Here is a 24380-nt window from a genome sequence, read left to right on the forward strand (position 1 = left end):
CGCCCGCGCGTGGCGGCGGCGTGGCTGGCGCGTGGCAGTCGGTGGCGGGCACGCTGCCCGGCCGACGCGAGAGACCCGCGTAGCCCGCCGTGAGGGCAACGACGGGTTGCGTTGCGGCGATCGTCGCGGACAGCGGCGATGCGTGGGAGAACACGGGCGGCGGGCCCGGATGGTCCGGGCCCGCCGCTCGCAGCGGTTCAGTCCGAGCCGACGACGACGAGCTCGGGCCGGGCGCCCGACTCCGGCGCGGCCTCCTCGGCGGGCGCATCGCCGTCCGGCTGCGCGCCGTCGGGCTCGGCGTGATCGACCCGGTCCGCGTCGCGGGCAGGACGGGCGTTCTTGACCAGGGTGGCGGTGGCGTAGCGCAGGCTCGCGGCGACGTCAGCGGCCTCGATCTGGATCCGGCGCACCATGGTGCCGTCGTCGCGCTTGTAGCTGTCGTCGGCGAACTCGCCGGTGACCGCGACGGTGGCGCCCTTGTCCAGGCTGGCCGCGATGTTCTCGGCCAAGCCGTTGAAGCACACCACTCGGTGGAACACCGGAGGCAGGTCGACCCAGCGGCCGGTGCCGCGGTTGAGCCGGCGCCGGTTGGCCGCGATGGTGAAGGTCGCGACCGGGACCCCGGAGCGGGAGAACCGCAGCTCGGGCTTGCCGGTGACGTTGCCGTGGACGGTGATCTTGTTCATCGTGGGTTCCTTCTCTCGGAGCGGGGTGTCAGTGGGTGACGCGGCCCTGGCCTCAGCGCGGCGCGGGTGGGGTCCCGTAGGGACGGCGGGGGTTCCGGGCTCGTCCGACCGGGGTGGGAACGCCGCAGGCGTCCGAGCGCAGCGAGGCTCGTCCCACCCGGTCGGACCTGGGCCCGGGTTCATCGCCGCTCGCCCCACCCGTGCTGTGCTGACCTCCGGGCGTCCCCCCGGACACCGCCACCGAAGGCAGGATCGACGGAACGAGCACGGTCCAGCTCACATCGCACCCGGAGGATCGACTCGCGACTCACGCGCCCCGGCCGACGACGAACCGTGGATGTCCCCTCGGCGCGCTGCCGCCGCGCTCCGGCAGTCCTACAGCAGGCGTCGCCGGCGGTCCGCAATGGCGATCGGCACCGTCATCGCGTGATGGTCGGACAGTGGGACGCGCAGCCCATACACGCGGTCTCGGGCCGGGAACGGTTCCGCCGAGGACGGCCACGGCTCACACGACAGCTGATCATCCCCGGGGCGCCGGTCGGCGGCGGCTTCGCCGAAAGCAGGCCTGTCCCGCCGTCACGGCCCTCCACCTGGCCGACCGGTGGACGATCCGACCCGGAAGGTCATCCGCTGGACCTGCGGTAGAGGCCGTGTCCCAGCACTGCGGCACCGAGCATCAACATCGGCGGCATGGCTCCGAGAGCCACCCGCAGCGGCAGCTTGACCCCGGCCAGGTCGAGAGCCTGAACGATCGGGCCAGCAGCACCGAACAGCAGGAACGCGGTCGGGACCGCCACCATGGCGATCGCCACCCACCGATCCAGCCCGCGAGCACCGCGAAGGAGGATGATCGTCGCGACGTAGGCCGCACCGCTCAGAGCGCCCGCCATCAGAACCGCCTGCCAGACCGGCGTACCGACCCACTGCTGCAGGTCGAACAGCAGCAACGCTGCCGCCGCAAGGACGACACCGAGCGGCCACACCCACACGGGCAGCTTCTGCGCGTCGAGGTCAGCCATCCGGGCAGCGTGGCAGACCACCCCGACAGTCGGTCACGCCGGGACGAACGCCGGTCACCGCAGTTGCTTGTCACGATCCGCGCTCCGCCACCGTGGAACGCGACGAGCAAGCATTGGTGTCGCGCCGTCATGTCGAGAGCTCAGATGCGCGGCGTGTACGTCGAGCCAGACAGGCCACCATGTGGCCCTGCATCGGCGGGGACGGCGGCCAGGCTCGGTCCTGCTCGACCTGGTGCACGCCGTCCATCCTCAGCGTCCAGTCTCCGACCCGGTCCGGTGTGCAACGCCGGGCCCGGACCGTGGCGGCGACGACCAGGGGTGTCCCGTCGGGGTGCCGGGCCGTGGCGGTAGCGGCGATGGCGATGTCGCCGTCGGGCAGCACGGTCTCGCGGTAGTCCAGCGCGACCGGGGTCGCGCCGGCGTGCCGGCAGATCTCGACGAGCAGGCCGCGGGCAGCGTTGTGCGCCCCGAGCATCCCGACACTGCCGGTGCGCGGGATCGTCGTGAGGACGTGGGCGGGCAGGACGTAGCTGCGGCACCAGTCGTAGCGGGTGAAGCACTGCGGGAACGTCATCGATCTCCTTCCAACGATGCGAGTGGTTGGCCGGTGGGGCCACCGCCGCGGGGGTGGCCCCACCGACCCGCGGATCAGCTGCTCGCTTCGCCGTCCTGCACCGGTCCGGCGTCACCGCTGCCGGCGGTGCTGCCGTCGGTGCGCTCGGCGTCGTCCCGGTCGTCGCCCGGCTGGTCGGGGTCGGGAACGACGAGCTGTTCGACCGGGGACAGCGGGTAGCCCCAGTCGCGCAGCGCGGTGAAGTAGGCCCGGTGCCCCGGCTCGGGGGATCGCCAGGTCTGCCGGTTGGTGGCGTCCTCCGCGGCGCCGAGCAGGACCGCCAACGTCAGCTGGGTGGCCCGCTGGGGCGAGGCGGTCGCGGCGGCCTCGGCGATGGGGTGGGGCCGGCCGGTGTACACGCTGCCGACCGGGTCGTGGCCGAGTACCTCGCACGCGGTGGGGTGTCCGGACTCCATCGCGCGGCGCAGGTCGTGCCCGGCCCGCCCGAGCGTGGCGGCGATGAACGCCCAGGCGTTGCGCGGCGGAGTCTTCCGGGCCAGGAAGGTGCGCAGCCACTGCCGCCGGACGGTGGTCGCGGAATCCCACTCCCGGTTGTTCGCGATGACCAGCCGCCGCTGCGCCTTCTCCTCCTCGCTCAGCGCGCCCGCGCTCCCGGCTCCCCCATTCCCGGCGGCTGAGGCGCCGGTGCGGTTGCCGTCAGCGTTGAGCTGGGTCCAGCGGGCGGTGTGCCCGTGCATGTCCGGGTGCAGGCACCAGTGCACGATCCGCAGCTGAGGCTGCCGGTCGAAGCCGCGGCGGACCTCGACACTGGCCGAGCGGCCCGGGCAGCCCGTGTGTGCCTCGGCGGTGAGCTCGGTGCCGCTGGGGGTCTCCTCGCTCTGGCGCAGCCCGCTGATCTGCCGGGCGTCGCCGGGCTGGTCGGGGTCGACCAGCTGCAGGCCCTGGCCGGTCAGGTCGGCGACCGCTTCGGCGACCAGGGCGGCGTCGGCGCGCTCGTCGCGGAGCTTCTGCGCGACGTGGTCGAACTGCGCGGGGTTCTTCGCCGCGGTCACCGTGAGGACCTTGACCGCGTCGGTGCCGGTGTCGGTGCGGTCGTCGAACTCCGCGATCACCGCCGCCTGGTCCAGGGTGACCTCATAGCGGTCGAGCACCGCGGCGGCGAGCTCGCTGCGCGCCACTGCCGTGGTGACCTTGACCCGAGCGGTCGGGACGTGGGTGCGCCGGGCGATCTGCCCGGCGGTCAACCCGAGGTCAAGCAGCTGCTGGTGGGCGCGGACCTCGTCGGTGTCGCTCGTGCCGGTGCGGTGCTGGTTCTCCTCGAGCTGGTCGACGATCCGCTCGACCCGCACCTCCCGCGCGGCCCGATCCAGCCCGTCCAGGACGTCGTCGGTGTCCGGTGATCCGGGCTCGACCAGTACCGGCACGCTGGCGCGGCCGACCTCGACGGCGGCCACGGTGCGGCGCTTGCCCTTGCGCACCACCAGCGCGCCGTCGGCGGCGCGGCGGGCGATGATCGGCTCGCGGACGCCGCGCTCGGCGATCGAGCGCAGGAACGGCTTGTCCAGAGCCAGGTCGCGGCGCACGTTGACGCCTACGACCAGGATGCGTGGATCGACGGCGACGAGCTCGCCGATCTCGACGGCTGCCCGCACGGCGTCGGACGGGTCGGGGTCGGACGGGTCGGGGTCGGACGGAGCGGGGTCGGACGGCTCGCCGGTGGTGGTGGTGTCGGTCGCGCTGTCGTGGTCTGGTGTCGCGTCGTCGGTGTCGGTGACACCGGTGGTGTCGTCGGTGTTCTGGGTGATGTCGGTGATGGTCACTGGGTCCTCCCTGGGCCGGGCGCTGCGGCTCGGCGGTTCGTTGCTCCGCGGGTGCGGGGCGCACTCGGCCAGGGCGGCGCGCGGCGGGCGTGGGCGGGGCCCTCGGGCTGCGCCGGACGGTGTGGACCGGCGGCAGCGCGAACGTCACCGAAGGGGAAGCGGTGTTGCGCCGGTTCACCCGGGCGGCCAGCTGCGCGGGGCGTCGACCACGCCCGGCGGCGCTGCCAGAGTGCGCCGCCCCGCCCCCGCACCGGGCCGCACATGCCACTGGCGGGCGGTGAAGGTGCTGGAGCGCAGTCGCGACGTCGACGGCACCGCGCCGACGACGACCGCGTCGAGGGCACGTTCCTCGACCTCCCCCGGCGCGTTCATGCCGCTGCGCACCCGGCACGACACACCGCACCGCGACAGCGAGACCTGGGACCAGCCTCTCGACATGATCAACCCGCAGTGCGGCGTCACCGCCGTCGATCCCGCCCTGCTCGCCGACCCGGCCGTCCGGCTGCTCACCCAGCTGCATCTGGGCGGCAAACGGGCTGCGGGGCTTCTCCTCGACGTCGATGCGGGCGCCTGGTCAGGACATGCCGGTGACGGCAGCGGGTTCGCCGTCGACGCCGATCCCCGGGCCCGGCGGGTTGCGTCCCGCCCGCCAGGGCGGGCCGCAACGCCTGTGGGACACCGTCGTCGCGGCCGTCGTGACCTGGGAACAGCTCGACCGGCCGGCCGTGGCCGACTTCCGGGTCACCGCGCACGACCACGAATGGCTCCAGCACGTGTTCTGCGACCGGGACCCGGCGGCGTTCCGGTGGCCCCTGCCGCTGTGACGCCTCCGAGAATCTCGCGGGTACCGGACACAACTGAGGCGCTCGACCGGCGTGGGCCGGCCGAGCGCCACCCGGTCAGCCCGCATCGCCGCCCGAACGCCCGGCGGACCGCGTGGACGACGCCCGGGCCGTCGCACGAAGACCTCGGCGCCGGACCTGGCCGACGACCAGCTCGGCAATCTGCTCCTCGGTCACCGCGCCGACCTCCCGGACCGGAACGGCGGCGTCCCTGTCAGCCGTGTCGGGACCGACCCGCAGATCACGCGTCGAGGCCAGCGACGGTTCGTCCCAGCTGAATCGGCCCGGTCCGGCATGCACCGCCCACGGAAACGCCCACGCAGGTTCCTCGGTCGGCGCACCGGCCAGCAACACCGCGACCCCACCACCCGGGGTGTCGATGACACACTCGACACCCGCGGCGCGGACCAGCTCGGCGACCTGGTCCAGATCGATCACCGCGAACCCGTCGTCCGCGCCGGTCATGTCGGGACCGGCCTGCCCTAGCGGGCGCAGGTCGTCGTCGGGTGCACGATGGTCTGCCGCACCGTGGGTCGGGGCGGTGGTGACCACGCGGCGGTCGAGCTGTTCGACCGTTCGGTCCGGGTCGATACCCATCCGGGCGAACCACTCGGACACGATCGCGACGACGTCCCCGCCGTTCCAGGACCCGTCACTGCCCTCGGCGTCCTTGAGCGCCACGAACAGGGCGAGCACCGCGCGCACCGCGGGCTGGTCGACGTCCAGGACCAGGCGTCCGTCGCGGTGCTGCAGAGCCACCAGTCCGGCCAGCTCGGTGGCCGCCACCACCCGGGGCGGCAGCGGATCGCGTCCGCGCAGGCGATCGATCTCCGCATCGACGTCAGCGTCGGCACCGATGATCGGGGGCAGGCCGACGCTACGGGCCCGGATCTGGTCCATCAGCGCGAACGCCGCGCCACGCCGGTGCGCGCGACGCCAGCTCGCGTCGGTCCAGGCCCGGAGCCCGTCGTCGGGTTCGATCAGGTCCCGACACGCCAGCAGCACCCGGTCCTGCGGGCGGTAGGTCACCGGGGTGCCGTCGGGATGCGCGGCGTCGTACACCATCAGGTGCACCACGTTGTCGATCATGGCGACCCGGGCCACCAGGACGTACGTGGTAGCACCGTGGTTGGGGTTGTGGATGAGATCCCCGACGCGTAACTGCCCGGCGGGGATCGTCGGGAACGAGCTCACGTGCTGCGGGATGACGGTCATGACGGTGGTCCCTTCTCGGAGATGAGCTGATGAGGCGGGGCCGGTCCCGGCAGACTCGTCCGAGCCCGGCCCCGCCGCGTGGTCGTGGCGTGGTCAGGCGGCATGCGCGGCGGCCAGGGCCATCGCACGCAGCCCGTGGCGCTCCAGGTCATGCGCGGCGTCGGCGTCGGAGAGGGTCTGCGCCGTCGAGGTCACCGCGTGCAGCACCCCGCCCGAGGTGATGTCGGAGCCGGAGATGAAGTGGGCCAGGATCGTGGCCTGCTGCTCGGTGGTGAACCGCAGCGCCTTCCCGACGTGCTCCAACGTCGCGGCCGGGTCGGTGATCGCGACCCCGGCGTCGCGGGTGATCTCGGCGAGCTTGGCCCGGACGTAGCCGTGGTCCAAGAACGTCGCGACGGCGTCGCGGGCCTGCTTGACGACAAGGTCGAGAACCGCGTCCTGTGTGTCGGCCGACCAGCGCACCACGCCGTCGGACAGTCGCCCGCCGAGGTGGACCTCGCGGACGGCGTCGCGGGTGATGGTCATGCCGTTGTCGCAGACCTGGACGGTGAGCTGCGGGGTCAGCGAGAACGACCCGTGCCCGGTCTCGGAGTTCGAGAGGACGAACCCGGCGAACACCACCGGGTTGTCGGCTCCGCGCGCCCCGGTGAACGGGCTGCGGTATCCGGCGAGTAGCTCGGGGGCGTACTCGGCGACCTGCGGGGCGCGAACCTTGACGTACATGCGGCGCTCGGTGAGGTCGCACCCGGCGATGTCCACGGGGACGCCGGCGGTGCGGACTCCTTCCAGGGCGGCCATCAGGACGTCGAGGTTGTCGACCATGCGGTAGGAGTCCGACAGGAACGCCCGCGCCACTCCGGTCCCGCTGTCCGGGTCGTGCAGGCCGCGGACCAGGAAGCGACGGTCCGGTTCCTCGGCCAGCCAGGTGTTGACGTTGGCGTCGTAGAGGCCGTTCTGCTCGGCGCGCAGGCGGCGCAGGTAGGGCAGCGGGATGCCGAGCTTCTCGGCGATGCCGGCGTCGGCGGTCGCGGTAGGTCGCAGCACCGTCTCCCCCACCGTTACTCCGTCCGGGGTGAGCCGGGGTTCACCGACCCCGATCAGCCGCAGTCGGCCGTTCTCGGCGAGTAGGTGGCGGGCCGGGGCGACGACGTCGAGCTTCGCGGCGTGCTGAGCCTGCAGCAGTGCCACAAGGTCGGCGACGGTCGCGTTGCGGGTAGTCAAGAACGAGTCGGTGCTGGTCACGATGAACGCTCCAACGGGTCGCTGGGCACCCGGCGGGCTTGCCGGGCGACCCCGCCGCGACGCGGTGGGGCGCGACTCACATGCCCGGCGCCGGCACGAGCGCGAAGGACCCGGTCGCTCGCCCGATCGACGCGAGACCGGCGCGACTGCCCGATGACGACGCCGGGATGAACTGACGCCGGTCTCACTCGGATCGGGCCGGGCGGACGCCCTTCGCGGCGACGCTGGCGTCGGGCAGAGTCGGCTGCCCCATCCGGCACGAGGACGCCGAGGTGATCACCGCGGTCCGAAGACGAGGCGCCATTGGTCCGCTGCGCTCCTCCTACCGCCGCGACGCTCGTCGCCGGCCGTTCGACAGGTCGCATTAGCGCCCTGGATCGCAGACGCCGGTCCGTGCCCATCAGCGCACCTCGCGCTACCGTCGACCCTTCGGTGACCAGGATGTGACGGGGAGTACTGAAGCGTGACCCAGGTGCAGGGCTTCAACGACAAGGTCAGCTTCATCTGGTCGGTCGCCGACCTGCTGCGAGGCGATTACCGTCGCCATGAGTACGGCCAGGTGATCCTGCCGCTGACCGTTCTGCGTCGGCTCGACTGCGTGCTCAAGCCGACGAAGGACGCCGTGGTCGCCCGAGCGTCCACGCTGATCGGCAAGGTCGGCAACGTCGATCCGATCCTGCTCAGGACCGCGAAGCAGCCGTTCTACAACGTCAGCACCCTTGACTTCGAGCGGCTGCTCGACGACGCACCGAACCTCGCGGGCAATCTCCGCGCCTACATCGCGGCGTACTCCACCGGGGCAGTCGAGGTGCTCGACAAGTACGGCTTCGACAACCAGATCACCCGGCTCGACAACGCGGGCCTGCTGTTCCATGTCGTGAGCGCGTTCGCCGACGTCGACCTGCATCCGGACACCGTGCCCAACGAGGCGATGGGCTACATCTTCGAGGAGCTGCTCCGCAAGTTCTCCGAGATGAGCAACGAGACGGCCGGAGAGCATTTCACGCCGCGCGAGGTGATCCAGCTGATGGTGAACATCCTGTTCAGCGAGGACGACGACGCGCTGCGCGGCACCGCACCGGTGCGCACGATGTTCGACCCGGCCTGCGGGACCGGAGGAATGCTCACTGGCGGCCAGGAGCACATGAGAGCGCTGAACCCCCGGGCCCGCCTGGAGGTGTTCGGGCAGGAACTCAACCCGGAGACCTGGGCGATCGCCCGCTCGGATCTCATGATCAAGGGTCAGGACCCGACCCGCATCCAGCTCGGAAACAGTCTCTCGGCCGACGAGTTCACCGGCCAGACATTCGACTACATGCTCGCCAACCCACCATTCGGCGTCGACTGGAAGCGGATCGAACGCCAGATCCGCGATGAGAAGGCCGAGTTCGGCACCGAGGGCCGCTTCGGTGCGGGTCTGCCGCGCGTCTCGGACGGAAGCCTGCTCTTCCTCCAACACATGATCGACAAGATGAAGCCGAAGCGGGACGGCGGCAGCCGCATCGCGATCGTGTTCTCCGGCAGCCCGCTGTTCTCAGGCGGTGCTGGTTCGGGCGAGTCCGAGATCCGTCGGTGGATCATCGAGAGCGATTGGCTGGAGGGCATCGTCGCCCTGCCGGACCAGATGTTCTACAACACCGGGATCAACACCTACTTCTGGATCGTCACCAACCGCAAGGCCGAGCATCGCAAGGGCAAGGTCGCACTCATCGACGCCCGCGGCGAGTGGGCCAAGATGCGCAAGAGTCTCGGCGATAAGCGCAAGTACGTCACAGCAGAGAAGATCGACGAGATCACCCGGCTTTACCACCACGCACTCGACGAGCCGAACGACCGCGTGAAGATCTTCAACAACGACGACTTCGGCTACCAGCGCATCACCGTCGAGCAACCGCTGCGGCGACGCTGGACGGTCAATGAGGCCGCCATCGAGCAGGTGCAGATCGCCAAGCAGTTCCTGGCGGCCGACATCGACCACGCTGCCGTCCTCGAAGCGATGCGAGCCCTGCTGGAAGTCACTGAGGACACCGAGGCGGCGTTCACCAAGCGCCTGCTGACCGAGACCGCTACCCGCGGTCAGGCAGCGTTGCCCGCACCGGTGAAGAAGGTCGTCGTCGAGGCCGCCGCTGTCGCGGACCCGACGGCTGACGTCATCACCGATCGCAAGGGTGTCCGGCTTCCGGACCCGGACCTGCGCGACAATGAGAACGTTGCGCTCACCGAGGAAATCAACGCATACGTGCAGCGGGAGGTACTCCCCCACGCTCCCGACGCCTGGGTGGACGCCACGAAGACTAAGACCGGCTACGAGATTCCGTTTACTCGCCTGTTCTACACCTACGTCCCACCCCGACCCATCGCGGAGATCGACGCCGACATCGATCGCGTGGAGGCCGAGATCCAGCAGTTGCTCAAGAAGGTCGCCCGCTAATGGCGGTCCCCCTGCGCGCCGTCGCAGAGGTGACCCTGGGGCGGATGCGGAGCCCAGGCACCGAGCACGGCCCCCGACAGGTCCCCTACCTGCGCGCCGCCAACGTCGGCGATGGAGAACTCAAACTCGACGACGTCAAGACAATGCACTTCGAGCCGGCGGAGGAGCGCCGGTACGGCCTTGCTCTGGGTGACGTGCTTGTCACCGAAGCCTCCGGCAGCCGAAGTAGTGTCGGGCAAACGGCACTGTGGACAGGCGAAGTCGAACAAGTGATGTTCCAGAACACGCTGCTGCGTCTCCGCCCACGTCCGGGCACGGACCCCCGATTCCTCTACTGGTGGTCCCGTCACGCTCACGGCAGCGGGCTCTACGCACGCGCGGCCCAAGGCTTGGCGATCTGGCACCTGAGCGCTGAACGACTCCGGGCAGCCACTTTCCCGGAACTCAGCCCTGCCGAGCAGAACTCCATCGCGCGCTTTCTTGACGAGCAGGTGCCAATCCTTGATCACATCATTAGCAAGCGGTCGCATCAGATATCGCTAATCAACGAAGGCGCGCTAAGTCAGCTTTCACATCTCCTAACACCTAGCGATGGTGACTGCGACGCCCTTCCTACTCCGAGGCTCGGATACATTTGCCGCCTACAGAGCGGCGTTACGCTTGACGAGAAGCGCGGAGGAGATCACGAATACCCGTACCTGCGCGTCGCGAACGTTCAGGACGGATTTCTTGATCTATCGGAAGTCAAGACAGTTCGACTGGACGCGAAGCTCGCAATGCGATCACTTCTTCATGCAGGCGATGTATTAATGACTGAAGGTGGCGACCTCGACAAGCTAGGACGCGGGACGGTATGGGCGGGACAACTCGATGGCTGTGTTCACCAAAATCACATCTTTGCCTTACGCCCACGTCCCGAGTTGCTCCTACCTGAATACTTGGCGGCAATGACTCGCACTCACTACGCACGCGGGTATTTCGAGAGTACCGGCACCAGGTCAACCAACCTTGCCTCGACGAACAGCAGCAAGATTATGAGCTTTCGGTTACCCCTGCCAAGCACAGTTCGACAGCGAGAAATTCTTGGTGTCTTGTCTGCAATTGAGACGCAGCGTCGGCAGGCGGTCTCACTTGCCCACCGACAAACGAACCTTGTCCGTGAGCGGAAGCAGGCGATCATCACTGGTGCCGTCACTGGCCAGTTCGACGTCACGACCGCGAGGAGCGTGAGCTGATGCCAGGTGCCCATACAGAGAGTGCGTTCGAGAACGCCATCGAGTCGCACCTTTTGGCGAACAACTGGGTGGCGGGCGCTGCGTCGAACTTTCGCCGAGACCTCGGCCTCGACACAGCGGTGCTGTTCGAGTTCATCGGCGCCACACAGGCGACGAAGTGGGCTCAGCTCATCAGGCTGCATGGCGGCGCGAACGAGGCCCAAGCGAAGTTCGGCCGCAGGCTCGCTGCGGAGATCGACTCGCGCGGCACGATGGAGGTGCTGCGCCATGGCGTGGAGGACCTGGGCATCAAGATCCGCTTGGCCTTCTTCAAGCCGGCACACTCGCTGACCCCCGCACTGGTCGGCCTCTACGACGCGAACCGACTGGTGATCACCCGGCAGGTACACCACAGCGAGACCAACCCGCACGACAGCCTCGATGTCCTCCTGTTGCTCAATGGTCTGCCGATCGCGACGGCCGAGCTGAAGAACCAGGTGACTGGCCAGAACGTCGAGCACGCCAAGACGCAGTACCGCAACAACCGCTCCGCCAAGGATCTGATCTTCGATCGGCGGACGGTGGCGCACTTCGCGGTCGACCAGGACCAGGTCTTCCTCACCACTCGCCTCCGCGGCGACGACACCTACTTCCTGCCGTTCAACGAAGGGTCCGAAGGTCCCGGCCGGGCCGGCGGCAAGGGCAACCGGTCGAACAGCGTCGGCTATCGCACCGCGTACCTGTGGGAGCGCGTCTGGCAGCGGGACAACTGGCTCGACCTGCTCGCCCGCTTCGTTCACGAGGAGAAGCCCGCCGGGAAAGGCAAGAAGATCCGCGGGAAGATCATCTTTCCGCGTTATCACCAGTGGGACCTCGTGCTCCGGCTTGCGCAGGCCGCGGCCGCACACGGCCCCGGACGCAACTACCTGGCGCAGCACTCCGCAGGATCGGGGAAGTCCAACAGCATCGCTTGGCTCGCCCATCGGTTGTCCACCCTGCACACCCCCGCCGACGCGACCCCGACGCAATCGGGACTCGGTGCGAACGAGAAGGTGTTCCATAAGGTCGTGGTCGTCACCGACCGGACGGTTCTGGACCGCCAGCTGCAGGACACCATCTGGCAGTTCGACCACACTCCCGGGGTGGTCGAGCGGATCGACAAGGACAGTCGGCAACTCGCGGTGGCCCTGTCCGGAAGCTCCGCGCAGATCATCATCACGACCCTGCAGAAGTTCCCGGTCATTGCGGAAGCCGCGACCGACCTGTCCGCCAAGCGCTTCGCGGTGATCGTCGACGAGGCCCACTCGTCGCAGTCCGGTGAGTCGGCGAAGGATCTCAAGGCCGTTCTGGGTGCGGGCGCGGGCGGAACCGAGGACACAGTTCTCGACGCCGCCGAGCAGTACGACGCGGCGTTGGGCGTGGACCCGCAGGACGAGCTGGCCGACACCGTAAGTGCATTGCGTGCCAGCGCGGAGGCGCGGGGCCGTCAGGACAACCTGTCGTTCTTCGCGTTCACCGCAACGCCGAAGACGAAGACCCTGGCCCTGTTCGGTGAGCAGATCGCCGACGCCTCGCTCCCGTCCGGGATCCGGCAGGAACCGTTCCACCTCTACTCGATGCGCCAAGCCATCGAGGAACGCTTCATCCTCGACGTCCTGGCGAGCTACGTCACCTACTCCACGTACTTCCGCCTCGCCAATGGCCTGAGCAGCGACGACCCCGAGGTCGACAAGGGCAAGGCCAACGCCGCCCTGGCGCGGTTCGTCGCGCTCCACCCGTCGAACCTCGCGCAGAAGGCAGAGATCATCGTCGAGCACTTCCGCTCGGTCACCGCGCGGGAGATCGGCGGGCGCGCGAAAGCCATGGTCGTCACGCGGTCCCGGCTGCATGCGGTGCGCTACAAGCAGGCGATCGAGCGCTACATCGCCGTCAAGCGCTACACCGACGTCCACGCGCTCGTCGCGTTCTCCGGCAAGGTGCAGGACCCGGATGTAGAGGAGAAGTACTACACCGAGTCGAACATGAACCGCCGTGCGGATGGCACCTCGATCCCGGAGACGGAGATCGCCGCCCGGTTCAAGGGCGACCCTCCGTTTGACGTCGATGATTACCAGTTGCTGATCGTCGCCGAGAAGTACCAGACCGGGTTCGACGAGCCGCTGCTGCACACGATGTACGTCGACAAGAAGCTCGACGGAGTCAAGGCCGTGCAGACCCTCTCCCGACTCAACCGCACCATCCCCGGCAAGGACTCGACGTTCGTGCTGGACTTCGCAAACAAGGCCGACGACATCAAGGCCTCGTTCGCGCCGTTCTACGAGACGACCTGGACCGAGCCGACCGACCCGAACGTGCTCTCCACACTCAAGCAGCGCATCCTCGACGCCGGTGTAATTGACCCAGCCGAGATGCGGACGATGGTCACGGCACTGCTCACATCCGAAGCCGGTGCGCACGCCGCGCTCTACGCGATGACCGACGCCGCCGTCGAGCGCTACGCGGCCATCGAGCAGGCCGAGGACCGTGAGGACTTCCGGACGGCGTTACGTGACTTCGTCCGAACATACGCCTTCCTCGGCCAGGTGCTCCCGCTCGTCTCGACCGACTTCGAGGAGCTGTTTTACTACGGGAAGGTGCTGCTTACCCGCCTACCCCGCACCGAGGACGAGGGCGGCGTCGACATCAGCGATGCGGCAGTCCTGACCCACATCCGCACCAAGTACATCGCCGAGCACGACCTCGGCCTGTCCGAGGGAGCCGGCGAGGACGGTCTGCCCACCATGCAGGGCGGCGGCAAGGGCAAGCAGGCAAGACCCGACAAGGTGCGGCTCTCCGACGTCATCGACCTGCTCAACGACCGGTTCGGCACGGAACTGACCGAGGTCGACCAGATCTGGTTCGACCAGCAGGTCGAGGCGGCCGCCGCCGACCCGGACCTGCGCGACGTGGCTACTGACAACACCGAGGAGAACTTCGCCTACGTGTTCGACCAGCAGTTCGCCGAGGTGCTGATCGACCGGCAGGCCGCTAATGACGAGCTGTTCCGGATGTTCTTCGACAAGCCTGAGTTCAAGGACGCGCTCACCGCCTGGGCGCGCCGCGAGGTGTACCGCAAGATCCAGAACTCCACCGGCGGCGAAGCGCAGGAGTAGCGAACGGTGCCGGGATAATCGGTGAATCTAGACCGCCAGACCGGGCCCACTGGATCAGGACAGCCGACGTCACGTGAAGTAGCTGCCATCTGACCATGGCCATCCGGATGTCGTGAAGTTCCGGCCGCGCCGAACCAGAAGGGCCTGCAGAGGGCCGCGGCGTGTTGGGGACACCACTTCGATCCATTCCTGGTCGCCGTGGTCGACGAAGCACTGACGAACTGCCTTGAAGTAGCGCAGATGAAATCCTGCGCAGTAGGGCGTCGACGACGAGTACACGTCAAGATCAGTCCCGTGCAGGTGGACCTGCGCGAGGTCGACGTCCCGAGACTCCCAGTGCGCCAACACTGCAAGGGCGGCACGTCGCAGAGGACTTGTGGCGCTCCAGCGATGCCGGATGACCTCCTCGAACCACGTCGCCGAAGGAGTGCGCTCCGGCAGGACGATCTCCGCGAGATCGAGCACCTCATCGTCGACCAGCGCGACCAGCTCACGACGTAGGTATCGGGGCAGCTTGTCGCCGACACCTCGAAGGTAGTCGGGCATCGCGTCGCGCTCTGCGCGCGTCGCGGCGGAGTCGGGGGCGATCGCGTGGATACGGGCGATGGCCTGCTCAACGTGCTCACCCCGGCGCCACAGCAGGAGCATCGGGATGTCGTCGTGCCGGTCCTTGCCGAACATCAGCGACAACGACCGCGCCCGTCCCCGCAGTGCCATCCGCAGCGTCGCGTGCGGGTCCTTGCCGTAGCTGAACGACTCGAGGAAATGCTGGTTCCACTCCGACCGGTCGTGATCGAAGTCGACGACGACGTCGACGTCACCGGGCTCCACGGCACCGCGAGCGTACGACCCGAATAGGTGTAGCTCCTGGATCACGTCGAGCTGCCAGGTCCCACCGGCGTCGACGCGGCGCAACATCTCGATCAACAACTCGGTCGCCCGTGCTCGCTTCATGAACTGCTTCCTCCCCGCCCGCTGGCTTCCCTCAAAGGCGACCAACACCGCGGCCGCGACGCAGTACTACGTCAGGTGAGGCGATCTCGAGGATGTACCCGAGGTCGGTGATCGCATCGGCAGCGCGCTGGAGCCGGAGGCGCGAAAGCAATGGAAGCGACCCGAGGTCCCGTCGTCGCCAGCTTCCGAGCAGGAGCAACGTTACGGTGACCCGACCGGGCTGCCTGTTCTCCAGTGCCGCCATCGCGTCCGTGGCGGCGTTCTCCACGGCTGCCGATGCGCCGCTGGCCGCGACCTTCTCCAAGAGAGCATCTCGCGCGGCCGGATGACGCAGAAGCAACGCGGCCGCTGCCTCAGCCTGGGTACAGAGATGGCTGAAGGTGGATGACCGGCCCTTGAGCTTGCCGAACACGAGCCGGCCGTCGTCGGAGATCAAGTCGCACGGCTCGAACGCGGTCTCGCCTTCGAGCGTGATGTTGCGTTGATCGAGCAACGCCAGCCGACCGTCGCTGTCGGTGACTGCATACTCCAGATAGTTCCGCTCGGTGCCACCGGAGTAGGTCGCGAAAGGAAACCTGCTCCAGGGCAGGCGGCGAAGTCTCGCGTCGAGACGCTTGAGGAATCCGGCATCGACCCGCAGCAGCTCACCGTCGCTGAGGACGTAGTGCTCTGTATCGTCATCGAACTCAGCAACGAGCAGGTCGAACAGGTCGAACTGCTGCGCGGTGTCGGCAGGGGCCCCGTCTGCTCGGAGGCGCAGACGGCTGTGCAGGGGTCGGGACGGGCGTGACCGCGTCGCCAGGAGATGCCGGCGGACGAGCCGCCACTCGACGGGCGCCGAGATCGGTTCCTCTCGCCCGATACCGAAGCAGAGCCTGCCGATATCGGCGTTGTCACTGTCGATGTCGGGCAGGACCAGATCGACGGCCGCGTCCTCGTTGTCGACGATGCGGGCGAACAACACGTCGAGAAGGCGGTCGACCTCCGGCCGTGGGGTGACAGGCACGATGTGGTCTACCCAGTTCCAGCCACGGCGGTAGTCCGTGCGCGCCCGCAGCGACACGAGGTGCTCGGCCAGGTCGACCAGGTCCGACCACCCATCAAGCGGGGTGTTGAACCGGAGCCCGCGGCCGCCATCCAGGTCGGGCATCATGTCGTCCTCGGTCACGACGCGGATCGCGCGGAGCAGGTCGGCGACGGTGTCGAAGCCGAGCCCCTCGACCGGCGATGGCGAAGGGCTCTTCGCCACCAGGCTGTGCCGATGCCCGCCGCGGACGTCGGCTTGGAGCTGACGCACCGCCACCGGGGAGTCAGCCGTGCCCCGCCGCCGCGATCGCTCGCGCTGTGGACGCCAAGCCGGGATCGCTGCACCACCGCAGTGCTTGTTGAGTGCCACGATCAGGCCGAACCTGCCGTCGATGACATCCTTGGGGACAGATTGGGACGCGGTACCGAAGCAGAAGATGACGGTTCGGGCCGGGTCGGCCTCGGTCCGAACGACGACGAGGGCCGACTCCCCGTCCGGAGCGGGCGTTAGATCGATGGGCACACCCAGACCGGCCAGGAACGGCTTCCATGCGGCTGTCGACGGGGAGACACGCCGTACAACGGCCTGGACCGCGGCGGCTGCCGCGGGACGCGGTACTGCTTCCAACGCGCGCCCCGCGCCATCGAGCTCGTACCACTCGCAACCAGTGTCTGGTCCAAACTTCTCGATCAGATCCATGACATCGGCGTCCCGCACCATGAGCATCGCGTGGACCGGCACCATTGCAGATCAGTGTGCCCGATCGTGTCGGATCAGTCACGGCCAGTGAAATCGTTGAACCTGCCACGTCCCACCGCATGCGCGTCTGCACGACGCGGTCGACCTGTCCACAGCTTGCCCGGTTTCGGGCTGGACGGGCATTGCTCCTCCGAGCATCCTCATGTGGAGCAACTGCACGACCACACCGCGATCCTGCAGGGACCACACATCGATCACGGATCTGGCCACGCGGCTCGGCATGATCGGTCGCGGCCGCGACTCACCGCGACCGAAGCGAACAGGCCGTAGGAGCTGATCGATGGAACCGGGCATCACCGCCGAACGCTGGTACACCACGGAGCAGCTCGCCGAGCTCCTTGGCGTCGACCCGTCCTCCGTGCGTCGGTGGCGCACTGCACGCCGCCCTCAGGGGCCGCCGTTCGTCAGGGTTTCCGCCCGGCACACGATTTATGCCGTGTCGGACGTCGAGACCTGGCTCCGGACCCAACGAGTCGACCCGGGCGCTGCGGCATGAGCGGAGAGGTCGGTCCGCCGCTCGACGTCGCCGTCCGTGGCGACGTCGAGTACCGGCCTGACCGCCCTCTCCCCTACCGCGCGCGGGTGCGCTGGACCGACCCCTCGACGGGCAAGCGCCCATCCAGATCCGAGGCCTTCGACAACGAGGACGCCGCACGGGCCTGGATCGACCAGATGCAACGCCTCGCCAACAGCGGCGTGCGCCCTGAGACCGTCACCATGACGCTTGCCGAGTACGGCGAGTCAGTGATGAGCCTGGCCATCCGTGGCCTCGAGCCGAAGACCCTCGACCCGTACCTCGCCGGCTGGCGCCGACGCGTCCTCCCCACGCTCGGGCACATCGCGCCGCGGATGATCACCAACGGCGGCGTCGATCGGGCGGTGAACGGATGGATCGCGGACGGCTGCAGCCATTCTACGATCAAGAACAGTCTCGCCATCCTCGTCCGGATCATGGAACAAGCTGTCCGTGACGGGGTGATCGACCGCAACCCTGCGCGGGTCACCGGGTGGCAGCACACGTTCCGCAAGGCCGAGGATGAGCTCGACGACCCGCGTTCGCTCGCGCTCCCGGACTGGGCCACGCTGGCCCGGCTGGCCGACGCCCTCGTTGCGCGGTCCTCCGGCCAGTACCGCGGCTGGGGCGACGTCGTGCTGTTCGCGGCCAGCACCGCCGCCCGCATCGGCGAGGTCGCCGGCTGCCGCGTCGGGGACATCGACACCGACACCTGGCTCTGGACCGTCCGCCGGCAGACGACGCCGTCCCCGGGCGGCCTGGCCGACAAGGGGACCAAGGGCAAGCGCGCCCGGGTCGTCCCCCTCATCGCGGAGGTGCGGGACGTCGTCCGGCGGCGCATGGGCGATGGCCGGGAGCGCCCGGACGGACGGCTCTTTACTGGCCCGCGTGGAGGCCGGATCGCAACGGCGGTTCTCCGCGACGCCACGCAGTGGGACGAGGTCGTCGCCGGGCTCGGTCTGGAACACCTACGTCGCCACGATCTCCGGCACACCGGCCTCACCTGGATGGCCGACGCCGGGGTCCCCGTGCACGTCCTGCGGGTCATCGCCGGCCACGCGGCGATCACCACGACTCAGCGGTACCTGCACCCCGACCACCGGGCCATCACGGCCGCCGGGAGCGCGCTGACCGCGTACCTGGGCGCTCCGCGGTCCCCAGGTGGTCCCCAGCCCCAGGCAATGTAGATCATGGAATCAGAGTTCGAGAACGCCAGAACGACTGGCAGCGAGCCGCTGAACTGCGGATTCCGCAGAGATGATGATCGAGAGATAAGGGTGGAGCTGAGGGGATTCGAACCCCTGACCCCTTGACTGCCAGTCAAGTGCGCTACCAGCTGCGCCACAGCCCCTTGCGATGTGGAAACCGTACACGGCCCCGTACGACCCCCTGCAACGGGGTCACCTCTCACCTACGGTTCGGGGGTGCAGCCCGTCGGCATCGCCCGGATCGCGCTGGTCGACGACCCCCGGGTGTCGCCGGACGGCAGGCTGGTCGCCTTCGTCGTGACCCGTGTCGGTCTCGACGACAACGTCTACCGGAGCGCGGTGGGGATCGCGGCGGCCGACGGGTCGGAACCGCCGCGGCCGTTCTCGGCGGGTGAGCACGGCGACGGGCAGCCGGTCTGGTCACCGGACGGGCGGTGGCTGGCGTTCACGAGCCGTCGCGGCGCCGACAAACGGTCGACGTTGCACGTGGCGCCCGTCGACGGCCCCGGCGAGGTGCGGACGCTGTGCACCCGGGACGAGGCGGTCGAGGAGCCGGCGTGGTCCCCGGACGGGTCGCGGATCGCGTTCGCGTCGCGGGAGCGGACGTCGCGGCTGGACGGGCCGGACGAGAGGGCCCGCCCGCCCCGGCGGATCGAGCGGTTGTTCACGCGCCTGGACGGTGAGGGCTGGACGGTCGACCGGCCGCGCAGCGTGTTCGTGGTGCCGGTGGACGGGTCGGCGGCGCCGACCGTGGTGGCGGGCGGACCGTTCGAGCACGGCGGGCCGGCATGGGCCCCGGACGGCGCGACGATCGCGGTGACGGCCGCCCGCTACGACGACTGGGACGTCTCCCCCATCCTGTCCGACGTCCATCTCGTGGATCCCACGGGCAGGACGGAGCCGCGGGCGCTGACGCGCCGGACGTTCGCCCACCAGATGCCGTCGTGGTCGCCGGACGGGACGCGGATCGCGGCGCTCGCCGAGGACCCCCGGGTGGTGCACACGCACAGCCAGGTCGTCGTGATCGACGTCGCGACGGGCGAGGAGACGGTGCTGACCGCGGAGCTGGACCGGCAGTGCCTGCCGATGCCGGGGGCCCGGTCGCCGGTGTGGGACGGCGACGGGCTGCTGTTCTCGTGCGAGGACCACGGCAGCGTCCACGTCAGGCGGGTGCCGGTGGCGGGCGGGCCGAGCGCGCCGGTCGTCGCGGGCAGGCGGTGGGTGACCGGCTACGACGAGGCGGGCGGCACGTTGGCGTTCACCGCGTCGACGGCGACGTCGTTGCCCGAGCTGTTCGTGCTGGACCCCGACGGGACGCAGCGGCGCCTCACCGCGGTCGGGGACGCGTTCCACGCGGCGGTGCCGCCGCGGGAGCCGGAGCGGTTCACGGTGGCGTCCACGGGCGGCGGGGAGATCGACGCGTGGCTGGTGCGGCCCGCGGAGCCCGCGGGTGCGCGGACGCCGGTGCTGCTGTCGATCCACGGTGGCCCGATGACGCAGTACGGCGAGACGTGGTTCGACGAGTTCCAGATGTGGACGGGCGCGGGGTACGCGGTCGTGTACTGCAACCCGCACGGGTCGACGGGTGGCACGCAGGCGTGGGCGCGGGCGATCCGGGCACCGGAGGCCGAGATCGACCCGGGGACGGGCTGGGGCGGGGTCGACGCCGACGACGTCCTGACGGTGCTGGACGCGGCGCTGGCCGCGAACCCGGACCTGGACCCGGACCGGGTGGGGGTGCTGGGCGGCTCGTACGGCGGCTACCTGACGAGCTGGCTGATCGGGCACACCGACAGGTTCGCCGCGGCGTGCAGCGAGCGGGCGGTGAACAACCTGGAGTCGCTGGAGTGGGCGTCGGACGTGGCGGGGTTCTTCCGTTTCGAGATCGGTGTCGACCACGTGCGGCGCCCGGACGTCTACCGGCGGATGTCGCCCATCACCTACGTGCAGGACGTGCGGACGCCGGTGCTGGTCCTGCATTCGGAGGACGACCTGCGCTGCCCCGTCGACCAGGCCGACCAGCTGTTCGTGGCGCTGCGGATGCTGGGCAGGCCGGTGGAGTACCACCGGTTCGACTCGGAGAGCCACGGCCTGAGCCGGACGGGCTCGCCGCGGCACCGCATCCAGCGGGCGGAGATCATCCTCGACTGGTTCGCCCGGCACCTGGGCGGCCGGGCTCCCGGGAGGTCGTGAGTGGCGATGGTCGCTCCGGCGACCGTCGCCACTCACCGGGCGGTCACAGGCTCACTTGCCGGCGATCGCGTTCGACAGCCACTTGCTGTCGTTGAGGTCGATCTTCTGACCGCCGACGAGGATCGTCGGGGTGCCGAACTGCCCGTTGGTGAGCAGCGCCGGGTTGGCGATGGCGGCCTTCGTCGCCGCGCCGATGGCGGCGGCGTTGCCGTTGCCGGTCACGCAGGTGGCCCAGTCGGGGCTCGTCGCGCCCGCCTTGGTGCCGATGTCGACGAGCTGCTGCGCCGTCAGTCCGGCGCTCTTCTCCGCGGGCTGCTCGTCGTAGAGGGCCTTGTGGTAGGCGGGCCAGATGCCGGCCGGGACGGCGCAGAGTGCGGCGTTGGCGGCGAGCGTGGAGTAGCCGGGCGGGGTGGTGAGGCTGTCGAGGATCGCGGTCGAGTGGTAGTTGACCTTGACCTTGCCGTCGTTGAGCGCGGCGGTGATGTCGTCGGCGTAGCGGGACTCGAACCGCTCGCAGACGGGGCAGAGGTAGTCCTCGTAGACGTCGACGGTCACGGGGGCGTCGGCCTTGCCCGCGGTGACGACGGTGCCGCTGGCGGCGACCGCGAAGTTCGGGGCCGTCGAGTTGCGGTTGAAGATCACGAAGTAGCCGATGACGCCGGCGACGACGACCACGGCCGCGACGACGACCAGCGCGATCCGGGTGCCCCTCGACGGCCCGCTCTGCTTCGGGGTGATCCCGGCCGCGGCGAGCCGCTGGTTGGCCGCCTGCTTGCGCTGCTTCTCGCTGCGCGAGGCTCCGCCCACGTCAGTTCCTCTCTTCCGACCGCACCTGCGGCCGGGTCTCCAGGCGCCCGTCGAGCGCGAACAGGGTGTGCGGGCGGAAGATGAGCCACCCGGCGAGCAGTAGGAATCCGACGTCGCGCAGGACTTCCGTGCCGTAGGCGGTCGCGTCGGGTGCGACCTGGCCGCCGCCGCCGAAGCAGCCGCAGTCGATGGAGAGCCCGCGCGCCCAGGCCTGGACGACGCCTGCGACGAACACGACGAGCACGAGCGCCGAGAGCACGGCGACCGCGCGGGTGCCGAGCCCGACCAGCAGGAGCACGCCGAGGGCGAGCTCCAGCCAGGGCAGCACGGTGGCGACGACGGAGACGACGTCGGTGGGCAGTACGTCGTAGGCGCGGACGGCGATGTAGGTCTGGTCGGGATCGGCGGCCTTGATGGCGCCGGACACGAGCCACACCGCGGCGAGACCGAGCCGCGCGAGGGTCCCGATGACATCGAGGATCCGCCCGCGCTCCACTCGATCAGCGTATCGACGAAACCTGAGAGATCGTCCGGGGGCACTGTCCCGATCGGGTCAGAACCTCTCGCGGGCGCTCTCCTGGTCGAGGACGGCGTCGAGGTCGGCCAGCCGGCGCATGGCGGAGACGGCGCGGGCGGTGCGGTGGTTGCCGGCGAGCAGGTCGGCGTGGCGGTGCACCCAGGCCCAGTAGCCGGCGGTGTAGGGGCAGGCGTCGTCGCCGAGGCGCTTGCGGGGGTCGAAGGCGCAGTCGTGGCAGTGGTCGGACATCCGGTTCACGTACGCGCCGCCCGAGGAGTAGGGCTTCGTCGCCATCATGCCGCCGTCGGCGTGCTGGCTCATGCCGATGACGTTGGGCGGCATCACCCACCCGTAGCCGTCGACGAACGCCGTCGCGAACCATTCGGTGAGCTCGCGGGGCTGGTAGCCGCGTTGCAGGGCGTGGTTGCCGAGGATCATGAGCCGCTGGATGTGGTGGGTCCAGCCGCGGTCGCGGACCCCTTGCAGGGCGGTGCGCAGGCAGTTCGCGGTGACGGCGTCGGCGTCGAGGTCGGCCCACCAGTCGGGCAGCGGGGCGTGGGCGCGCAGGGCGTTGCGGCGCAGGTAGCCCTTGCCGAACCGCCAGTACAGGTGCCACACGTACTCGCGCCAGCCCAGGACCTGGCGGACGAAGCCCTCGGCCGCGGCGATGGGGACCGCGCCGGCGCGGTGGGCCTGTTCGGCGGCGTGCACGGCGTCGAGGGGGTGCAGGACACCCATGTTGAGCGGCACCGACAGCAGCGAGTGCGCCATCGCCCAGTCGTCGCCGAGCACGGCGTCCTCGTAGGGGCCGAACGCGGCGAGGCGGTGGCGGACGAAGTGCCGCAGCGCCGTGCGCGCCTCGGTGTGGGTGACGGCGAACAGCCGCGGGCCGTCCTGGCCCACGGTGGGGTGGCCGGCGGCGTCGAGGTCGGCGCGGACGCGGCTGTCGATGTCGTCCTCGGTGGGCGTCCAGGGGCCGCGGACGTCGAGCGTGCGGGCGCCCTTGGGCGGCGGCTCGCGGTTGTCGTGGTCGTGGTTCCACTTCCCGCCGACGGGTTGCTCACCGTCCATGAGCACGTCGAACCGGGTGCGCTGGGCACGGTAGAAGTCCTCCATCCGGAAGGTCTCGCGGTCGCCGGCCCACTGCGTGAACTCCGCCCGGGACAGGGCGAACGTGGGTGTCGGCAGGACGTCGGCGACGAGCCCGTCCCTGCGCAGCCGGTCGACGAGGTCGGCCGCGGCGTGCGAGGTCGGCTCGTGCACGACGACGGGCCGGCCGACCTGTTCGAGTGCCGTCGAGTGCACGTGCCGGCCGAGCTGGTCGGCGAAGACCAGCAGCGGTTGCATCGCCCCAGCATGCGGCTGTTCGACCCGCGGCGCGCGTCGGGCAGGTGTGCCTCCCCCGACCGGAGGGCAGGCTCACTTGAGTCCAACATGGACGATCAGTCGGGTACCCTGGCGACATGTCCGTGCCTGCCGAGGAGGCCGCCGCACACGCGTCCGGCCATCACCACGCCGACGTGTCCGGTGGCTGGCTGCGCGCCGCCGTGTTCGGCGCGATGGACGGGCTCGTCACCAACATCGCGCTGGTGGCAGGTGTCGGCGGCGGCGGGGTCGACCGCGAGGGCATCATCCTGACCGGCATGGCGGGCCTGGTGGCGGGCGCCTTCTCGATGGCCCTGGGCGAGTTCGCGTCGGTCAGCGCGCAGAACGATGCGGTGCAGGCCGAGGTGGCCGCCGAGCGCGACGAGCTGCGCCGGCACCCGGAGGCGGAGCGGGCCGAGCTCATCGACCGCTACCGGGAGATGGGCCTGTCGGACGCGACGGCCGAAGCGGTGGCGATGGAGCTGCACGCCAACCCCGAGCTCGAGCTGAAGCTGCACGTCACCCAGGAGATCGGCGTCGACCCCGACGAGTCGCCGTCGCCGTGGGTGGCCGCGGGGTCGTCGTTCCTGTGCTTCGCGGTCGGCGGGATCATCCCGCTGCTGTCGTTCCTGTTCGGGTCGTCGTCGCTGTGGCTGGGCCTGGCGGTGGGCGCCGTGGGGTTGTTCGTCGCCGGGGCGCTGACCTCGCGCTTCACGGCACGTTCGTGGTGGGGTGCCGGGCTGCGGCAGCTGATGTTCGGGGCGATCGCGGCGGGCGCGACCTACCTCGTCGGCACCCTGATCGGGGTGGCGACGGCCTGACCCGCCGCGCACCCGGACAT

Annotated in this window: 20 protein-coding genes and 1 tRNA gene; 8 read left to right on the plus strand and 13 right to left on the minus strand. The window is 69.8% G+C overall.

Features of this window, described 5'->3' with window-relative positions:
* Positions 1–197: 197 nt before the first annotated feature.
* From ssb to AB7F12_RS04240, 5 genes are all read right to left on the minus strand, one after another.
* Positions 198–686: a single-stranded DNA-binding protein gene (gene ssb, locus AB7F12_RS04220; RefSeq protein ID WP_428516533.1), complete on the minus strand. Its 489-nt coding sequence runs from the start codon at positions 684–686 to the stop codon at positions 198–200.
* A 623-nt stretch (positions 687–1309) separates the two neighbouring features.
* Entirely contained in the window at positions 1310–1705 is a 396-nt protein-coding gene (locus tag AB7F12_RS04225; RefSeq protein WP_428499895.1) for a hypothetical protein, read from the minus strand.
* Positions 1706–1832: 127 nt separating this feature from the next.
* The gene (locus AB7F12_RS04230) at positions 1833–2279 is read right to left on the minus strand and encodes a hypothetical protein (protein ID WP_428499896.1); all 447 of its coding nucleotides are present in this window, start codon (positions 2277–2279) and stop codon (positions 1833–1835) included.
* A gap of 74 nt (positions 2280–2353) precedes the next feature.
* Positions 2354–4099 (minus strand): ParB/RepB/Spo0J family partition protein, encoded by a 1746-nt coding sequence (locus AB7F12_RS04235; protein WP_428499897.1) that lies wholly within the window; start codon positions 4097–4099, stop codon positions 2354–2356.
* Between the two features lie 174 nt (positions 4100–4273).
* Positions 4274–4609, minus strand: coding sequence for a hypothetical protein (locus tag AB7F12_RS04240; protein ID WP_428499898.1), 336 nt, complete (start codon positions 4607–4609; stop codon positions 4274–4276).
* 77 nt (positions 4610–4686) lie between these two features.
* Here AB7F12_RS04240 and AB7F12_RS04245 point away from each other — a divergent pair, with 77 nt between their 5' ends.
* Positions 4687–4923, plus strand: a complete 237-nt coding sequence (locus tag AB7F12_RS04245) for a hypothetical protein (protein WP_428499899.1) — start codon at positions 4687–4689, stop codon at positions 4921–4923.
* Positions 4924–4998: 75 nt separating this feature from the next.
* Here AB7F12_RS04245 and AB7F12_RS04250 read toward each other — a convergent pair whose 3' ends face one another.
* On the minus strand, positions 4999–6156 hold the full coding sequence (locus AB7F12_RS04250) for a hypothetical protein (RefSeq protein ID WP_428516531.1): 1158 nt from the start codon (positions 6154–6156) through the stop codon (positions 4999–5001).
* Between the two features lie 93 nt (positions 6157–6249).
* Positions 6250–7398, minus strand: coding sequence for a DUF932 domain-containing protein (locus AB7F12_RS04255; RefSeq protein ID WP_428499902.1), 1149 nt, complete (start codon positions 7396–7398; stop codon positions 6250–6252).
* A gap of 463 nt (positions 7399–7861) precedes the next feature.
* On the opposite strand from AB7F12_RS04255, the gene AB7F12_RS04260 reads away from it, so the two are divergent.
* From AB7F12_RS04260 to AB7F12_RS04270, 3 genes are read left to right on the plus strand one after another with little or no spacing between them, the layout of a single operon-like run.
* Positions 7862–9829: a type I restriction-modification system subunit M gene (locus AB7F12_RS04260; RefSeq protein ID WP_428499903.1), complete on the plus strand. Its 1968-nt coding sequence runs from the start codon at positions 7862–7864 to the stop codon at positions 9827–9829.
* A complete protein-coding gene (locus AB7F12_RS04265) occupies positions 9829–11064 on the plus strand; it encodes a hypothetical protein (RefSeq protein WP_428499905.1) in 1236 nt (411 codons plus the stop codon). The genes AB7F12_RS04260 and AB7F12_RS04265 overlap by 1 nt, the downstream gene beginning before the upstream one ends.
* Positions 11065–11117: 53 nt before the next feature.
* Positions 11118–14195: a type I restriction endonuclease subunit R gene (locus AB7F12_RS04270; protein ID WP_428499906.1), complete on the plus strand. Its 3078-nt coding sequence runs from the start codon at positions 11118–11120 to the stop codon at positions 14193–14195.
* A 69-nt stretch (positions 14196–14264) separates the two neighbouring features.
* Here the strand turns inward: AB7F12_RS04270 and AB7F12_RS04275 are convergent, their stop codons facing one another.
* Together AB7F12_RS04275 and AB7F12_RS04280 are read right to left on the minus strand one after the other, a co-directional pair.
* The gene (locus AB7F12_RS04275) at positions 14265–15149 is read right to left on the minus strand and encodes a nucleotidyltransferase domain-containing protein (protein WP_428517868.1); all 885 of its coding nucleotides are present in this window, start codon (positions 15147–15149) and stop codon (positions 14265–14267) included.
* A 31-nt stretch (positions 15150–15180) separates the two neighbouring features.
* Entirely contained in the window at positions 15181–16920 is a 1740-nt protein-coding gene (locus tag AB7F12_RS04280) for a DUF6119 family protein (RefSeq protein WP_428499910.1), read from the minus strand.
* Between the two features lie 295 nt (positions 16921–17215).
* On the opposite strand from AB7F12_RS04280, the gene AB7F12_RS04285 reads away from it, so the two are divergent.
* Positions 17216–17431: a helix-turn-helix transcriptional regulator gene (locus AB7F12_RS04285; RefSeq protein WP_428499911.1), complete on the plus strand. Its 216-nt coding sequence runs from the start codon at positions 17216–17218 to the stop codon at positions 17429–17431.
* Complete coding sequence (locus tag AB7F12_RS04290; RefSeq protein ID WP_428499912.1) at positions 17428–18636, plus strand: tyrosine-type recombinase/integrase; 1209 nt, start codon at positions 17428–17430, stop codon at positions 18634–18636. The genes AB7F12_RS04285 and AB7F12_RS04290 overlap by 4 nt, the downstream gene beginning before the upstream one ends.
* A gap of 91 nt (positions 18637–18727) precedes the next feature.
* Here the strand turns inward: AB7F12_RS04290 and AB7F12_RS04295 are convergent.
* Positions 18728–18800 (minus strand) — tRNA-Ala (locus AB7F12_RS04295).
* A gap of 73 nt (positions 18801–18873) precedes the next feature.
* Between AB7F12_RS04295 and AB7F12_RS04300 the strand changes: the two genes are divergently transcribed.
* Positions 18874–20850, plus strand: a complete 1977-nt coding sequence (locus tag AB7F12_RS04300; RefSeq protein ID WP_428499913.1) for a S9 family peptidase — start codon at positions 18874–18876, stop codon at positions 20848–20850.
* Positions 20851–20901: 51 nt separating this feature from the next.
* Here AB7F12_RS04300 and AB7F12_RS04305 read toward each other — a convergent pair whose 3' ends face one another.
* The 3 genes from AB7F12_RS04305 to AB7F12_RS04315 are packed head-to-tail and all read right to left on the minus strand — an operon-like array spanning position 20902 to position 23521.
* Positions 20902–21657, minus strand: coding sequence for a DsbA family protein (locus AB7F12_RS04305; RefSeq protein ID WP_428499914.1), 756 nt, complete (start codon positions 21655–21657; stop codon positions 20902–20904).
* A gap of 1 nt (position 21658) precedes the next feature.
* The gene (locus AB7F12_RS04310; RefSeq protein ID WP_428499915.1) at positions 21659–22153 is read right to left on the minus strand and encodes a MauE/DoxX family redox-associated membrane protein; all 495 of its coding nucleotides are present in this window, start codon (positions 22151–22153) and stop codon (positions 21659–21661) included.
* A gap of 57 nt (positions 22154–22210) precedes the next feature.
* The gene (locus tag AB7F12_RS04315) at positions 22211–23521 is read right to left on the minus strand and encodes a cryptochrome/photolyase family protein (RefSeq protein WP_428499916.1); all 1311 of its coding nucleotides are present in this window, start codon (positions 23519–23521) and stop codon (positions 22211–22213) included.
* A 116-nt stretch (positions 23522–23637) separates the two neighbouring features.
* Here AB7F12_RS04315 and AB7F12_RS04320 point away from each other — a divergent pair, with 116 nt between their 5' ends.
* Positions 23638–24360, plus strand: coding sequence for a VIT1/CCC1 transporter family protein (locus tag AB7F12_RS04320; protein WP_428499917.1), 723 nt, complete (start codon positions 23638–23640; stop codon positions 24358–24360).
* The last annotated feature ends 20 nt before the right edge of the window (positions 24361–24380 follow it).

Origin of the sequence: Pseudonocardia sp., assembly GCF_050250275.1 — a bacterium.
In the GTDB taxonomy this organism is placed as follows: domain Bacteria; phylum Actinomycetota; class Actinomycetes; order Mycobacteriales; family Pseudonocardiaceae; genus Pseudonocardia.